We start from the raw sequence: 14697 nt of genomic DNA, 5'->3' as shown, positions 1-14697 counted from the left end.
ACAACGCGTCCATGCTCTGCTCCAACCCAGCGAATGCATCAGACGCTACGTGTTTCGAGGTATCACAGCAAGACTTGATCGTCGGCGGTCGCCGGGGTTGACACGCCGTTGCGTTAGTCGTAGCTTGCGTTAGCAATGACTAACGCATCGTCGCTCCTTGAGGCCATGGCGGAACCGACCCGCCGGGCGATCGTCGAGCGCCTGGTCGCCGAACCGTCGTCGGTCAGCGACATCGCGCGGGAGCTGCCGATCAGCCGGTCGGCCGTGTCGCAGCACCTGCAGCTGCTCAAGTCCGTTGGACTGGTCCACGACCGGGCCGACGGAACCCGACGCATTTACCATGTCGACCCGGATGCGCTGGCGATCATCCGGGCCTACTTCGACTCCTTCTGGCAGCGGTCGCTCGAATCGTTCCGGAAGGCGGCCGAGCAATCGAAAGGCACACCATGACCGCCATTGACTCCACATCGGTCAGCGTGTCGATCGAGGTCGACGCCCCGATCACGCGCGCATTCCAGGTCTTCACGGCCGAGATCGGCTCCTGGTGGGACGAGGACAAGCACATCCTGCGGGAACCGTTGGCCGAGATGGTCTTCGAGCCGTTCGTCGGCGGGCACATCATCGACCGCGGGGTCCACGGCGCCGAGTGCCGGTGGGCCAGAGTGCTGGCCTACGAGCCGCCCGATCGGGTCAGGTTCAGCTGGGACATCAACACCCGCTGGGAGATCGAGACCGACCCCGAGCGGACCAGCGACATCGAGATCACCTTCACCGCCATCACCACCGAGCGCACCCGGGTGGTCCTCACCCATCAGAACCTGCACCGCCACGGCGAAGGATGGGAAGGCATGCGCGACGCGGTGTCCGGCGGTTGGAGTCTGGCGCCGCTGGCGGCCTGGATCGAGCGCTCCGACACCGTGGCCGGGCGCCGGCTGCCGGTCGTCAGCGACGAGACCATGCATGCCCGTCTGGCTGCCGGAGCGACCTACACGGCAGTGCTGTTGCGCGCCACCGATACCTTCGTCCGCCCGACCGTCGACCCGATCATCTGGGAGCACGGTCGCCGCAACATGGCGCTGTCCGAGGCCGGCCTGCTGCCGATAGTGCTGCGGGTCGGTGACGACACGGACCTGGCCGGTGTCGGCATTTTCGCCGCCACCCCGGCCGACACCGAAGAGATGTTGCGGGACGACCCGGGCGTCCGCGCGGGGATCTTCAGCTACCAGCTGCACCCGGTCCGCGGGTTTCCCGGGGCGGCGCTGCCATAGCCGCGAGTGGATCGGCGATCCACCGCTGAAGCGAGCAGGGCGCGGCGCAGCGGGTTGGTGCCGGAGATCCACAGGAAGCCGATGGAGCCTTCCTCGGCGTAACGGAAGATCTGCACGGCATGGGGCGCGGTGACCGGTGCGGGATGATCAGCGGATCGACGCAGACCGGCCGCGGCAAGACGTTGGCCCTGCCAGCCGACAAGACCCTTCGGGCCCAGCCGTCCGTGATTGATCCGGTCGTCTGCCCGCCCGCGCACCCACCGCTGCACATCGGCCTCGCCGACCGTCGACCAGGAACTGATCGACCCGGGAGGGCCGCACTGTGCCTGCGGTCCTTTCGGTCCAGTGGGTGCCGTCATGTGCTCGCCATGTCACAAGCCGGAGGTCTGTCTTGTCTTTAAGCAGGCCAACGAAAATGTAAGGAGCGAGACCGTGGACGTTCGCCTGACCAGACCCGCTGCCGGGTCGGCAGATACCACCGGAGAAGCGGAGGCATCGGGCGCGGCCGGATACCGGCCACTGCTGTTCTCCATCACCTACGGAATGACGGGTTCCGTCGGCGACGCCGAAGACATTGTGCAGGACGCCTTTCTCGGCCTGGCCCGCGCCCGCAACGCCGGGACGGTGATCGATGACCCGAAGGCGTACCTGACCACCGCGGTGACGCGACTCGGGATCAACTACCTGAAGTCCGCGCGGGTGCGACGGGAGACGTACGTGGGGGACTGGCTGCCGGAGCCGGTGGTGGTTCCGGTCGATGGGCCGGCCGAACGGGTCGAGCTGGCCGATTCCCTGACGATGGCATTCCTCGTGCTGCTGGAGGCACTGTCGCCGGTCGAGCGCGCGGTGTTCATGCTGCGTGAGGTTTTCGGGTACGGCTACCCGGAGATCGCCAGGACCGTAGGCAAGTCCGAGGTCAACTGCCGGCAGATCTTCGTCCGCGCCCGCCAGCACGTCGAGTCCGGCCGGCGGTCAGGCGGCCACCACCAGGAGAGTCCGGAGCGACAGGCGGCGGGCGCCGAGCTCGCCCGCCAGTTCTTCGAGGCGGCCGCCGGGGGCGATCTGGATGCGCTGATCGCGACGCTGGCGCCGGACGTGGTGTTCCACGGCGACGGCGGGGGCAAAGTGCCGGCGATCGCGGTACCGGTGGCCGGACGGGTCCGCGTCCTGCGATTCCTGCTGGGGCTGCGCCGTTCGCCGCGAACCAACGGCCTGCACCTTCGACCTGCCTGGGTGAACTCACGGCCCGGCGCAGTTTTCTACGGCCGGGACGGGCGGCCGCTCGGCGTGGTGGAGCTCGAGGTGGCCGACGGTGCGATCCAAACGATCCGTTCGGTGGTCAACCCCGACAAGCTCCGTCACCTCGGGCCGGTCCTGGATCGTTCGGGATCACCGCAGGCACTAGCCGCCCGAAGGTTTCGGCAGACCCGCCCGGACACCGCACCGGAAGGACGATGACCATGACCGCGCCCATCTCGCCCGCCCCGGGCAGCCGCACGCGGTGGCTGCTGTTGGCAGTGGTCGGACTCGCTCAGTTGATGGTCGTCCTCGACGTCACGGTGGTGAACATCGCGTTGCCATCGGCGCAGCGGGCACTGGGCTTCACGTCCGCCGACCGGCAGTGGGTGATCACCGCCTACGCGCTGGCGTTCGGCAGCCTGTTGCTGCTCGGCGGCAGACTCGCCGATCTGGTCGGCAGCAGGATCACCTTCATCGTCGGCCTGGCCGGTTTCGCCGCGGCCTCCGCGGTCGGCGGGGCGGCCAACGGGTTCGGCATGCTCGTCGCTGCCAGGGCCTGCCAGGGTGCATTCGCCGCGGTGATGGCACCGTCGGCGCTGTCCATCCTGACGACCACCTTCTCCGACCCCCGCGAGCGCGGAAAGGCCTTTGGCGTCTTCGGCGCCATCGCCGGCTCCGGTGGGGCGATCGGCATGCTGCTCGGCGGCGTGATGACCGAATACCTGTCGTGGCGGTGGACCCTGTACGTGAATCTGGTCTTCGCTGGACTGGCGCTGGTCGGGGCGACGGCGCTGCTGCGTAGGCAGCCGGTGGTCGGGCGCAGGCGGCTGGATCTGCCCGGCGCGCTGGCCGTCTCCGGCGCGATGTTCTGCCTGGTGTACGGCTTCTCGAATGCCGCGCTGCACAGTTGGCACTCACCTTCGACCTACGGCTTCCTGGTGGCCGGCGTCGTGCTGTTGGCCGTGTTCGTGCTGCGGCAGTTGCGCGCGGCCGCACCGTTGTTGCCGCCGCGGGTGGTGCTGGATCGTAACCGCGGCGGTGCCTATCTGGCGATGTTCATCGCCGGCGCCGGCATGTTCGGCACGTTCCTGTTCGTCACCTATTACCTGCAGAACACCCTCGGATTCTCGCCGGTTGCCGCCGGCCTCGCCTTCCTGCCGATGGTCGTCGTGCTGATGCTGGCTGCGGCCGTCAGCCAGGTCGTGCTGATGCCACGCTCCGGTCCGCGGCCGCTGATCGGCGGCGGAATGCTGCTGGTGGCGGCGGGCATGGTGTGGATGACCCAGATCAGCGTGCATTCCGGCTATGCCTCAATGATTCTCCCTCCGATGATCCTGATTGCGATCGGCTTCGGTCTGGTGTTCTCCCCGGCGCTGAACACCGGCACCTTCGGGACAGCGGCGTCCGACACCGGGGTGGCGTCGGCCACCATCAACGTCGCCCAGCAGTTGGGAGGTTCGATCGGCACCGCGCTGCTCAACACCGTAGCGGCCGCTGCCACCACCGGTTATCTGACCGCCCACCTGAACGGCGGCGCCGCGCCCGGCGGTCGCCCGGACACCGGGCTGGTACAGGAGTCGCTGGTGCGCGGATACACGGTCGGGTTCTGGTGGACGGCAGGCATCTTCGCCGTCGGCGCGGTCGTCTGTTTCGGCCTGCTGCGCAGCGGCCCGTTGCAAAACCCGGTCGCCACGAACGCATCGGAGCGGCAGCCGCAGAGCGGCCCTGAGCTGTCCCGGGCCTAGCGGCCGGCGGTCGAGGGCGACCGGTCGGCAGGCGATTACCCTGCAGCCATGGACGATCCTGCGCCCTCGACACCTCGCGATCGATTGCTGGGCGCTGCTGTGGATTTCCTGGCCGCCCACGGGGTGGGCCACACCAGCTTTCGGCAGATGGCGGCGGCCCTGGGCACCAGCCACCGGATGCTGACGTATCACTTCGGGTCCCGTGAGGGCCTGCTCGTCGCAGTGGTGGAGGTGCTCGAGCAGAACGAGCGGGACCTGCTGGAGACCCTGATGGCAGACGCCGAAACGGATGGCCGAATTCTGGCCTGGCGCTATTGGACCCACGTCGCCGACGTCGCCGCGGTGTACGGCCCGTTGTTCTTCGAGTTGGCCAGCCACGCCATGCGGGCCGACGAGGTCGATGCACCACTGCGTACCGGCAATCACGCCATGTGGGTGGATGCGCTGACCCGCATGTGGTCTCGCGACCGGACGCTGACGCCGGCGGTCGCCCGCCGGCAGGCGCGACTCAACCTTGCGGTTGCCCGTGGGTTGCTTCAGGACCTGCTGCTGACCGGCGACCGCCCGGCGGTAGATCGGGCCATGGCGCGTTTCGACCTGATCTCGTTCGGCACGCCGCACCCGCTGGGCCGGGTGCGGGCGCTGGCCGGGCCGGTGAACCCGCCGCACCGCCCTTGACCGCCTCTGTACCATTTGGTACATGGCAGGCATCGACCTCCGGACAGCGCCGTTCGAAGTGGAATCGGGTGACCCCGAACCGATCGGCGAACGGGTCATCATCAACCTGGGTCCGCAGCACCCGTCCAGCCACGGGGTGCTCCGGTTGATCCTCGAGCTCGAGGGCGAGACGGTGACGCAGGCCCGGTCGGTGATCGGGTACCTGCACACGGGTATCGAGAAGAACTGCGAGTACCGGACCTGGACCCAGGGCGTCACCTTCGTCACCCGGGCCGATTATCTGTCGCCGGCGTTCAACGAGGCCGCCTACTGCCTGGCGGTGGAGAAGTTGCTCGGGATCGAGGTGCCGCCGCGGGCCGAGGTGATCAGGGTGCTGCTGATGGAGCTCACCCGGATCTCCTCGCACCTGGTGACGCTCGGCGCCAACGGTATGGAGCTGGGCGCGATCACCGCAATGACCATGGCCGGGCGGGAACGCGAGGAAGCCCTGCATCTGCTGGAGTTCCTCACCGGACTGCGGATGAACATGGCGTTCATCCGGCCCGGTGGGGTGGCCCAGGACATCCCGATCGGCTCGGTCGAGCGCGTCGGCGAGTTCATCGACGTGATGGACAAGCGACTCCCGGAGTACGACAAACTGCTGACCGGCCAACCGATCTGGCACCGTCGGATGGTCGGGATCGGCGTTCTACCGCTGGAGGGATGTCTCCAGCTCGGTGTCACCGGTCCGGTGCTGCGATCGACGGGTTACCCGTGGGATCTGCGAAAGACCATGCCCTACAGCGGCTACGAGACCTACGACTTCGAGGCGCCGACCGCCACCGAGGCCGACTGTTTCGCGCGGTTCCGGCTACGAATCGCCGAGATGCACGAATCGCTCGGGATCATGCGCCAATGCGTGGAGCGGTTGCGTCAACCCGGAGCGGTGATGGTCGGCGATCCGAAGATCGGCTGGCCCGCCCAGCTCGGCCTCGGGTCGGACGGTCAGGGCAACTCGTTGGAGTACGTCAGGAGGATCATGGGTCAGTCGATGGAGTCGCTGATCCATCACTTCAAGCTGGTGACCGAGGGTTTCCGGGTGCCGGCCGGGCAGGCCTTCGTGGCGATCGAGAATCCGCGCGGTGAGCTGGGCTGCCACGTGGTGTCCGACGGCGGCACCCGGCCGTGGCGGGTGCATCTGCGCGATCCCGGGTTCGTGAACCTGCAGGCGGTGCCGGCGATGGTCGAGGGCGCAACGTTGCCGGACGTGGTCGCCTCGATCGCGTCGATCGATCCGGTGATGGGCGGTGTGGACCGCTGAAGCTGGCGGCCGGGCATCATCCGCGCAGCGCCGAAGCCAGGAGGCCGGGCAACGCACGCCAGGACGGACGCGCGGCGAATCGGGTGAGCCGGGTCGCGGTTTGCCGCCCGGTGCGGGCGGAGACGAACCACAACGGCTTCGGACTCAATGCGAACTCTCCGTGCAGCAGCGACCGCGGGGCCGGGCGGAACGGCCCGCGAACCACCGTTCGTTCGACATGATCGAGCAGGAATCCGTTGTGTACCACACCGATCCCGCTCTGCACGTCGAACAGGGTGTGGCCGGGGAACGCTCCCCAGCCGGCGCCGGGAGTGAGGAAGCCGACCGCCGTCCAGGCATTGACAGCGATCGTTCCGTAGCGCAGCCGGGCAACCGCGTCGAGCAGTCCGTCACCGAGTTGGGCCAACGTCTTCGGCGAGGCGATGATATTGGCCCCGAGCGTGCCGGCCAGATCGTTGTTGGCCGTCTCCACGGCGCGGTCGAGGAACGCCTGACCCGTGCCCGGCAGGTCGATCACCGCCAGCACCGGGGCGAAGTACTCGGTGGTCTCGGCGGCAGCCCGATCGCCGCGCCCGGTCAGGTCGATCAGCAGCCGGGAGCCGTCACCGAGCGCTTCGGCAGTGGGGTAGCGCTCCCGCGCCTGGGCCATTCGGTCGTCGCTGCCCGGGTACCAGGCCGGCCGCCGGGGAGCCCGGTCCAGTGCAGTGCGCAACGCCTGCAGGAACGCCGCCCGTTGCGGCCAGTCGGAGCTGACCATCACCAATTGGCCGGCGATGCAGTTGTACCCGCCGTTGTTCAGCCGCTGGGTGGCGATGTGCTCGGCCTGGAACTTCAGATCGGCCGCCGACCAGCGACCCGGAATCACCATGATCGGTGACACGCCACCCAGTTCGCTGCTGATCGGCTTGTCCAGCAACGGTTTCCCTGCCCGCCGTCGCTCAATGGCGTCCTCGCCGGTTCCCCAGACGATCCGGTCGTGGGTGGCGACGCTGCCGGTGATGTGCACGTGCGCGACGTCGGGGTGGCCGACCAGGAACTCACCGACCTCGGCGCCACCTGTAACGATGCGGAGCACCCCCAGATCTATCAGTGGCGCGAAGGCCAGGGTCATCGGCTCCAGCAACGCGTCCAGGGTCGGGTTCAACTTGAGCAGCGCCACCCGGTTGTGGGCGATCAGTTCGGACAGTGCGTCCAACGGACCGATGCAGCTGACATTGCCGGCGCCGAGCACCAGACCGATGCCCGCCGTACGTCCCGGTGCCCGCGCGGCCAGACCGGCATCGGCTCGGATTCGATCAGCGCCGATGCCCGGGCGCGACCAGACGTCGGCGCGAAAGCCGTGCAGCAGTAAACGATCGAACCTGGCCGTCGGCATCACCGGGATGCTGGTCCGGCCACCAGGGGCGACGCCGAGCGTGAGGTCAGCGATCGGACTGATGCCCTGCGACAGGTCCAACAGGCTCCGGCGCAGCCGATCCAGCGCGGTCAGGATCGCGTATGGGCCGCTCAGCCACTCCTCGCCGGCCAACCGTGACGTCGGGTCCAGCCACTTCGCCCGGCACGCGGCCGCGACCCAGGCGTCGCTCTGCTCGGCCATCGTGGCGTGCACCTCGCCGAGCAGCCGGGCCCGTGTTCGCAGCCCCGCCATCGCCCAGCGTTGCTCGCCCTCGGCCAGTTCGCCGAGTGCGTTGATCAAGTCTTGCTGCACCGAGGTCGTCACCAGTGCATTATCGCGGTCCGGGAGTGGCGCCCAGCGCTAGCGTGCTGCCGACCCCGGCGTACAGGTAGTGGTCGCCGAACGCCTTCTTCACCGCGCTCAGGGTCGGCTCGCCGGTGCAGTGGCCCGGCGCGAGGTATTCGACCCGGTAGGTGTCGTGCAGGGTGGTGACGACGGCGTCGATCTCTTCGTCGGTCGCCACCAGCAGGTGCAAGCCACCGGCGATGCAATGGATCCTCGGGTTGACCGCGGTGGCCTCCAGCACGATGGCGCCGATGCCCGGATGCGCACAGCCCACCACCAGCACGATGCCCTCGGGGGTGTCGATGGCCATGGAGAGCTCGCGGAGCTCGAGCGTGCCGGGCTTCTCGGAGACCAGTGCGATCAGGGTGACGTCCGGCGCCACCCGGGTGGTGGTGGCCACCAGTTCGAAGTGGGCGTCCGGCCACGCACTACCCATTCTCCAGGCACCCTCACGTGTTCCGTCGAAGTAGCGCTCGTGCGCGGGTAGCGAGCTGTCGATCCGGGGAACACTGGCGGGCATCGTGGAGCCGTAGACGCCGAAGCCCTCGATCGGCGCATAGACGGTGACCGTCGGATTGACGCTGAGCAGGTGGGCCAGCCCGCCCATGTGGTCGCCGTGACGGTGGGACATGACGGCGAAGTCGAGCCGGCTCAGGTCGATGCCCTTCGCCCGGGCGTTCCTCGCCAGCACCTCGCCGCTGTTGCCGGTGTCGAACAGGATGCGTCTGCCGGCTGCCTCGACCAGCGCGCAATAGCCCCAGTCCTTCGTCATCGCCGGGTCCTTGCCGAACGCATCGTTCAGCACCGTGAGCCGCGGCTGCGGGGAGGCAGCGCTCGCGCCGACCGGCCTGGCCGCGAGTGGGTCGCCGGAGGACGAGTCAGCGGGAGCGGTTGCGCTGTCGATGTCGTGCCGGCGCTTCATGGCGACCCTCCGATCGGTTCCGCCTTCTAACGGGCGGCGGCCTCGAGGATCTGGCCGATGGGCTCGCGCTTCTCGGCCTGGAATCGGTCCTCCGCACGACCGTATGCCCAGTACCCGGACAGGGACACCTGGGCGCGTTCAAGTCGGTGCCGATCGAAGAAGACCGCCCGGAGCGCCTTCATCGATTCCCGCTCGCCATGGGCGAAGACCTGAACCCGGCCGGTGGGCCAGTCGAAGTCGGCGATCGTGTCGGCCAACACCGTCGAGGTGCCGGCGGCGGCGTCCCCGCGGTGGACCCATCGGATGTCGACGCCGTCGGGTGCCTCCAGGACGATCTCGTCGGCCGCCCCGTAGACCTCCACGAAGGCGACCCCCTCGGCATCGGCCGGCAGCGCCTCCAGCGCCGCAGCGATCGCCGGCAGCGCGGACTCGTCGCCGGCGAACAGGTGCCAGTCCGCCGTCGGGTCGGGCGAGTAGCCGCCGCCCGGGCCGGAGAAAACGATCAGGTCGCCCGGCGTCGCCGTTGCTGCCCACGGGCCGGCCAGGCCCTCATCGCCGTGGACGACGAAGTCGATGGACAGCCATTGTTCTGCCGTGTTCACCTGGCGGACGGTGTATGTCCGGGTCACCGGCAGGTCGCTGGGATCCAGCCGGCCGCGCAGCTCGGCCAGGTCGTACGGCGGCACCAGGGCGAGTTCGGGTTTGGCAAAGAGGATCTTGATGTACCTGTCGGTGAACTCGTTCGGCCGGAACGCCGCAAAACCGGCTCCGCCGGCGTAGACCCGCACCAGGTGCGGTGCAATGCGTTCTCGCCGGATCACCTCCAGCACCGTCTGCGGTTTACTCGGACGGGCGGGGCGATCGGGCACGGGTCTCCTTCGTGGTGAGCTTCCGACGGTACTGCGTCGCGGACCGGCCGGACCAGCGTTGTAAGGCTACCCTAAGTCCGACCCGGTCGGCGGTGACGGCTCCCGACGACGGGCGCGCTAGGGTCGCTCGGGTGACGACCCAGCAGCCCGACGCCACGGCCAGGTACCGATTGACCGCCGCGCAGACCCGGGCGTTGGCTCCATTGCTCACCGGTCGGCACGCACCCGGCCCGCTGGATGCCATCGTCGATGTCGCGGGGATCCGGGTCGGGCACACCACGGTGACCGACGGGACCTCGGTCCGGACCGGCGTCACCGCAGTGGTTCCCGACCAACTCGACAGCCGGCGGCTGCCGGCGAACCTGGCCGTCGGCAACGGACATGGCAAGCTGGTCGGGGCCACCCAACTGGTCGAACTCGGCGAGCTCGAGACCCCCATCCTGCTGACCGCAACGCTGTCGACCTTCCGGGTCGCCGACGCACTGGTGACCTGGATGCTGGGGCGGCCAGGTCAGCAGGCGACGACCACGCTGAACCCGGTGGTCGGCGAGTGCAACGACGCCGGGCTGTCCGATATCCGGCTCCGGCCGATCACCCCGGAGCACGTGTTCGCCGCGCTGGACGGTGCCTCGGCGGAGCGGCCCGGCGAGGGCGCGATCGGCGCCGGCACCGGGATGAGCACGATGGGATTCAAGGGCGGCATCGGCACCGCATCCAGGTGCGCCACAGTCGGGGAGACGGGGGCGAGTGTCGGCGTACTGGCGCTGACGAACTTCTCCGGGCGGCTCCCGATCGCCGGCCTGCCGAATCCGCCTTGGGCCGGCACAGTGCTTGAGCCGGAAGGAAACTCGTGCGTCCTGCTGGTCGCGACCGACGCCCCGGTCGACGCCCGACAGTTGGGTCGGATCGCTCGCCGCGCGGTGTATGCGATGGGGCCGGCCGGCGCCGAGTTCGCGCACGGCAGCGGCGATTACGCGATCGCGTTCGGCACTGCGGATCCGGACCGCCGACTGCTGCCCGACCGGCAGCTGACGCCGATCTTCACCGCGACGACGGAGGCGACGGTCGCGGCCATCGTGCACTCGCTGCTGGCGGCCACCGGGGCGACCTCCGCGTCCGGCCGGGTGGTGCCCGGGCTGTTGGACGTGTGGCGGCCCTGACTCCGGCGAGACTGTCTTGCCATTGACCCCAATACTTGAGTAGTTCCAGATCTGTGACAGACTGGTTCTGTGATCGAACCCGGCGTCGAGGAGCTGCTCCGCGGCGCCGGGCTGCGTATCACCGGGCCCAGGGTCGCGGTGCTCTCGGTGATCCGCCAGCACCCGCACATCGACGTCGGCACGATCGTCGATCTGGTACGAGAACGCGCCGGCGCGGTCTCCACCCAGGCGGTGTACGACGTGCTCAAGGTGCTGGTGGCGGCCGACCTGGCCCGCCGGATCGACCTGCCGAACTCACCCGCGCGCTACGAGGCGCAGGCCGGTGACGAGCATCAGCACGTGGTCTGTCGCACCTGCGGGCGGATCTCCGACGTCGGCGGACCGCAGCCGGCCGTCCGGCTGGAACCATCCCAGGACCATGGCTTCGCCATCGATGGGGTCGAGGTGACCTACTGGGGCCGATGCCCGCAGTGTCAGGCGGCATCAGCTCCGGCCGGCTGAACCCACCGGACCGTCATCGGCGCCACCGAACAGACCGAACAGATTGCAGAACAACGGATGTCAACGACAAGGAGCGAACAGGCATGACCCAGAACCAGACCGACAACACCAGGCCGATGACCACCGCGGCCGGTGCCCCGGTGCCGGAGAACGACAACGCGATCACCGCCGGCAAGCGCGGACCGCTGCTGCTGCAGGACGTCTGGTTCCTGGAGAAGCTCGCGCACTTCAGCCGTGAGGTGATCCCGGAGCGCCGGATGCACGCCAAGGGATCGGGCGCCTTCGGTACTTTCACGGTGACCAAGGACATTTCGCAGTACAGCAAGGCGGCGATCTTCTCCGAGGTCGGCAAGCAGACGGAGATGTTCGCCCGGTTCTCCACCGTCGCCGGTGAGCGCGGTGCGGCCGACGCCGAGCGCGACATCCGCGGCTTCGCCCTGCGTTTCTACACCGAGGAGGGCAACTGGGATGTGGTCGGCAACAACACTCCGGTGTTCTTCCACCGCGACCCGCACCACTTCCCGGACCTGAACCGGGCCGTGAAGCGCGACCCGCGCACCAACCTGCGGTCGGCCGAGAACAACTGGGATTTCTGGACCGGCCTGCCGGAGGCCCTGCATCAGGTGACCATCGTGATGTCCGATCGCGGCATCCCGGACGGATACCGGCACATGCACGGATTCGGTTCGCACACCTACTCTTTCGTCAACGCCGACAACGAGCGGTTCTGGGTCAAGTTCCACTTCCGCACCCAGCAGGGGATCAAGAACCTGACCGACGCGGAGGCCTCCGAACTGGTGGCTGCCGATCGTGAGTCGTCGCAGCGGGATCTGTTCGACGCGATCGAACGTGGCGACAACCCGAAGTGGACGTTCTTCATCCAGGTGATGCCGGAGGCTGACGCGGCGACCTACCGCTTCCACCCGTTCGATCTCACCAAGGTGTGGTCGAAGAAGGACTACCCGCTGATCGAGGTGGGCGAGTGGGAGCTGAACCGTAACCCGGAGAACTACTTCGCCGATGTCGAGCAAGCCGCGTTCACCCCGGCCAACCTGGTGCCGGGGGTCGGCGTCTCGCCGGACCGGATGCTGCAGGGCCGGCTGTTCTCCTACGGCGACGCCGCCCGGTATCGGGTCGGCATCAATCACCACCAGATCCCGGTGAACCAGCCGCGGGGCGCCCTCAACGTGAACACCTATCACCGTGACGGTCAGATGCGGGTGGACGGCAACCAGGGCCGCACTCCCGGTTACACGCCGAACAGCTACGGCCGCTTCCAGACTCAGCCGGAGTACGCCGAGCCCGCCTTGGCGCTGGACGGCGACGCCGATCGGTGGGATTTCCGGGAGGATGACGACAACTACTTCGAGCAGCCAGGCAACCTGTTCCGGCTGATGAGTGCCGAGCAGCAGCAGGTGTTGTTCGAGAACACCGCGCGGGCCATCGACGGGGTGTCCGAGGCGATCGTGGACAAGCACATCGACCACTGCACCCAGGCAGATCCGGCGTACGGTGCCGGCGTCCGCAAGGCGATCGAGGCGCTCAAGGCCGGCAACCTCGACGAGAAGGACCCCAACCCGGAGAACGCACCGGTCTGACGGACCCGCAACGAGATGCACCAGGAGTGTGGCTGAAGGACACTCCTGGTGCACGTCTCGGCTGGTAGGGCCGGGTCGTCAGCCCAGTAGTTCCGTCCTGCCGAACAACTCGGCGGTCGCCCGGGCGCTGGGTGTGCCGGCATCCAGGTCCGCGCCCGCGCTGCGGAGCAGCGCGACGATCTCGTCCGCGCCCTTGAACAAGGCGCCGGCGATGGGGGACTGGTCGCGCACGTTGCGCAGGTCAACGTCCGCGCCCCGGACGATCAACGCCCGGACGGTGTCGGCCTGACCGTGGTAGGCGGCCAGCATCAACGCAGTGTTCCCGTCGGCGTCCTGGACGTCGATCGGCAGCCCGTGCTCGAAGAACTCGACGAGTTGATCGGTGCTGCCCGCGCGGGCCAGATCCATTGCCATCGCTACGATCTTGCCGCTCTGCTCGTCGGACAACGGGTGCATCCGGAAAGTCTAGGCCCGCACCGATCACCGTGCCGCCGGGCGCTCAGCAGCGATCGATCCGCAGGTCGAGTTGCCGGCCGAGAAGATGCGCGGCGTGCTCGGCCTGTTCGGCCAGCGCCCGGTCGTCCGGCCGCCGACCGGCAGCGCCGTTTTCGGAGCAGCAGACCGTCAGCGTGTCGGCGGCCACCTTCCAGGTGCCGGCGACCACGCCGTCGGCGATCACGATGTTCGCACCGCGGGTCATCGCCGGCCGCTGCTGCGCCGGCACCACCCGACGGTCCGCGGTGCCCGGGCCGAGTACCCACTGATCGTGGCCGGTCAAGAGCCGGACCGTTGGCGCGGCTCGGGTCGAGGCCAGGTCGTCGGCATGCTCGGCCAACACCATGGCGGCGTCCCCGTCGAGATCGACCCGGGCGATCTGGTCGGCGAGTGCCGCGAGCCAGGCGGTCAGCCGCTTGCGACCGGCCCCGAGGCCTTCCTCGAGCCAGTACCGGAGCCGCTCGGGTGTGGCCGGGCCGTAGGCGGACAGGTATCCCTTCACCGCCCTTCGGCCCGCGGTCTCCAGGTCGGGCAGTCCGGGCCAATACCGGTTGTCCGCCAACGCCATCAGCGTCGGCCGTCCGTGCCGGTCGGGGCCGAAGCAGACGTCGCCCTGCCAGCAGAACGGTTTGATGAAGGTGTTGGCCTCGGCGATGGCAGCGCGTAGGTGACGGAACCGGCCCCGCGCGGCGACGGCATCGGCAACCTCGTTGAGGGTCAGCGGCCCGTCGGCCAACGACTCGCGGACCGCCTGCCGCAGCGATGGCCAGTCCTGTGGCGTCAGTCCGTAGTAGCTCTGCCAGCTGGTGCGTTCCCACATCCGACCGGCGGCCCGCACCGCCAGGTGGGTGGCGGCCTGATCCGGCGTCATCAAATGGGTCGCGCCGCGGAAGGCGAACACCTTGACCAGCCGCCCGTCGGCAAGGGCACGATCGATCCCACCGGGCTCGGACCCGGTGTGACGCGCCCGAACGGCGTAGTCCGGATCGCCGGACCACGCCGGAACGGCCGTCAGCCTGTCGACGACGTCTTCGACCGCACCAGCAGCGTCGCCCGCATCATTTGTCAGGAACTGCCGTTCCAGCCGCCAGCGGAGGGCCTGCCGCCAGGTGATGGTCACGGCTGCCCACGCTAGATGCCTGCCGGCCGGCCCGCACAGTTGTCCGGTCGGACGAATCGGG

The 14697-nt window shown here is 68.7% G+C and carries 13 protein-coding genes and 2 pseudogenes; 9 read left to right on the top strand and 6 right to left on the bottom strand.

Features of this window, described 5'->3' with window-relative positions:
- The first annotated feature begins 135 nt into the window (after positions 1-135).
- Together K340_RS0102195 and K340_RS37430 are read left to right on the top strand one after the other, a co-directional pair.
- The gene (locus tag K340_RS0102195; RefSeq protein WP_029135499.1) at positions 136-450 is read left to right on the top strand and encodes an ArsR/SmtB family transcription factor; all 315 of its coding nucleotides are present in this window, start codon (positions 136-138) and stop codon (positions 448-450) included.
- Positions 447-881, top strand: a pseudogene (locus tag K340_RS37430) (SRPBCC domain-containing protein); the annotation flags it as partial. The gene K340_RS0102195 and the pseudogene K340_RS37430, both read left to right, overlap by 4 nt.
- Positions 882-1456: 575 nt before the next feature.
- On the opposite strand, the pseudogene K340_RS37425 reads toward K340_RS37430, so the two are convergent.
- A pseudogene (locus K340_RS37425) lies at positions 1457-1643 on the bottom strand (hypothetical protein); the annotation flags it as partial.
- Positions 1644-1700: 57 nt separating this feature from the next.
- Here K340_RS37425 and sigJ point away from each other — a divergent pair.
- The 4 genes from sigJ to K340_RS26865 are packed head-to-tail and all read left to right on the top strand — an operon-like array spanning position 1701 to position 6230.
- Complete coding sequence (sigJ, locus tag K340_RS26880) at positions 1701-2726, top strand: RNA polymerase sigma factor SigJ (protein WP_211229216.1); 1026 nt, start codon at positions 1701-1703, stop codon at positions 2724-2726.
- Positions 2723-4252 (top strand): MFS transporter, encoded by a 1530-nt coding sequence (locus K340_RS26875; protein WP_051264824.1) that lies wholly within the window; start codon positions 2723-2725, stop codon positions 4250-4252. The genes sigJ and K340_RS26875 overlap by 4 nt, the downstream gene beginning before the upstream one ends.
- Before the next feature lie 48 nt (positions 4253-4300).
- On the top strand, positions 4301-4930 hold the full coding sequence (locus tag K340_RS26870) for a TetR/AcrR family transcriptional regulator (RefSeq protein ID WP_084613929.1): 630 nt from the start codon (positions 4301-4303) through the stop codon (positions 4928-4930).
- A gap of 22 nt (positions 4931-4952) precedes the next feature.
- Entirely contained in the window at positions 4953-6230 is a 1278-nt protein-coding gene (locus K340_RS26865; RefSeq protein ID WP_084613928.1) for an NADH-quinone oxidoreductase subunit D, read from the top strand.
- 16 nt (positions 6231-6246) lie between these two features.
- Here the strand turns inward: K340_RS26865 and K340_RS0102160 are convergent, their stop codons facing one another.
- Genes K340_RS0102160 through K340_RS0102150 form a run of 3 tightly spaced genes read right to left on the bottom strand, consistent with a single transcriptional unit; the run spans position 6247 to position 9762 of the window.
- Entirely contained in the window at positions 6247-7950 is a 1704-nt protein-coding gene (locus tag K340_RS0102160) for an aldehyde dehydrogenase family protein (RefSeq protein ID WP_029135497.1), read from the bottom strand.
- Positions 7951-7957: 7 nt separating this feature from the next.
- Complete coding sequence (locus K340_RS26860) at positions 7958-8893, bottom strand: MBL fold metallo-hydrolase (RefSeq protein WP_051264819.1); 936 nt, start codon at positions 8891-8893, stop codon at positions 7958-7960.
- 26 nt (positions 8894-8919) lie between these two features.
- Positions 8920-9762, bottom strand: coding sequence for a siderophore-interacting protein (locus tag K340_RS0102150; RefSeq protein WP_029135496.1), 843 nt, complete (start codon positions 9760-9762; stop codon positions 8920-8922).
- Between the two features lie 131 nt (positions 9763-9893).
- Here K340_RS0102150 and K340_RS0102145 point away from each other — a divergent pair, with 131 nt between their 5' ends.
- The 3 genes from K340_RS0102145 to K340_RS0102135 all read left to right on the top strand — a co-directional run bounded on the left by K340_RS0102145 (position 9894) and on the right by K340_RS0102135 (position 13021).
- On the top strand, positions 9894-10922 hold the full coding sequence (locus K340_RS0102145) for a P1 family peptidase (RefSeq protein WP_051264817.1): 1029 nt from the start codon (positions 9894-9896) through the stop codon (positions 10920-10922).
- A 69-nt stretch (positions 10923-10991) separates the two neighbouring features.
- Complete coding sequence (locus tag K340_RS0102140) at positions 10992-11423, top strand: Fur family transcriptional regulator (protein ID WP_029135494.1); 432 nt, start codon at positions 10992-10994, stop codon at positions 11421-11423.
- A gap of 83 nt (positions 11424-11506) precedes the next feature.
- Positions 11507-13021, top strand: a complete 1515-nt coding sequence (locus tag K340_RS0102135) for a catalase (RefSeq protein WP_029135493.1) — start codon at positions 11507-11509, stop codon at positions 13019-13021.
- Between the two features lie 78 nt (positions 13022-13099).
- On the opposite strand, the gene K340_RS0102130 is transcribed toward K340_RS0102135, so the two are convergent.
- Entirely contained in the window at positions 13100-13477 is a 378-nt protein-coding gene (locus K340_RS0102130; RefSeq protein WP_029135492.1) for an ankyrin repeat domain-containing protein, read from the bottom strand.
- A 43-nt stretch (positions 13478-13520) separates the two neighbouring features.
- Positions 13521-14636, bottom strand: coding sequence for a DNA glycosylase AlkZ-like family protein (locus K340_RS0102125; RefSeq protein WP_029135491.1), 1116 nt, complete (start codon positions 14634-14636; stop codon positions 13521-13523).
- Positions 14637-14697 lie beyond the last annotated feature (61 nt).

Source organism: Nakamurella lactea DSM 19367, from assembly GCF_000426645.1.
Taxonomy (GTDB): domain Bacteria; phylum Actinomycetota; class Actinomycetes; order Mycobacteriales; family Nakamurellaceae; genus Nakamurella; species Nakamurella lactea.
Note: the sequence above shows the minus strand (reverse complement) of the source record. Positions and strands in the feature narration are given on the sequence as shown.

Excerpts from the sequence above, each read along its gene's own strand:
- K340_RS0102195 (WP_029135499.1), top strand. The coding sequence starts at position 136 with ATGACTAACGCATCGTCGCTCCTTGAGGCCATGGCGGAACCGACCCGC.
- K340_RS26875 (WP_051264824.1), top strand. The coding sequence starts at position 2,723 with ATGACCATGACCGCGCCCATCTCGCCCGCCCCGGGCAGCCGCACGCGG.
- K340_RS26870 (WP_084613929.1), top strand. The coding sequence starts at position 4,301 with ATGGACGATCCTGCGCCCTCGACACCTCGCGATCGATTGCTGGGCGCT.
- K340_RS26865 (WP_084613928.1), top strand. The coding sequence starts at position 4,953 with ATGGCAGGCATCGACCTCCGGACAGCGCCGTTCGAAGTGGAATCGGGT.
- K340_RS26860 (WP_051264819.1), bottom strand. The coding sequence starts at position 8,893 with ATGAAGCGCCGGCACGACATCGACAGCGCAACCGCTCCCGCTGACTCG.
- K340_RS0102135 (WP_029135493.1), top strand. The coding sequence starts at position 11,507 with ATGACCCAGAACCAGACCGACAACACCAGGCCGATGACCACCGCGGCC.
- K340_RS0102130 (WP_029135492.1), bottom strand. The coding sequence starts at position 13,477 with ATGCACCCGTTGTCCGACGAGCAGAGCGGCAAGATCGTAGCGATGGCA.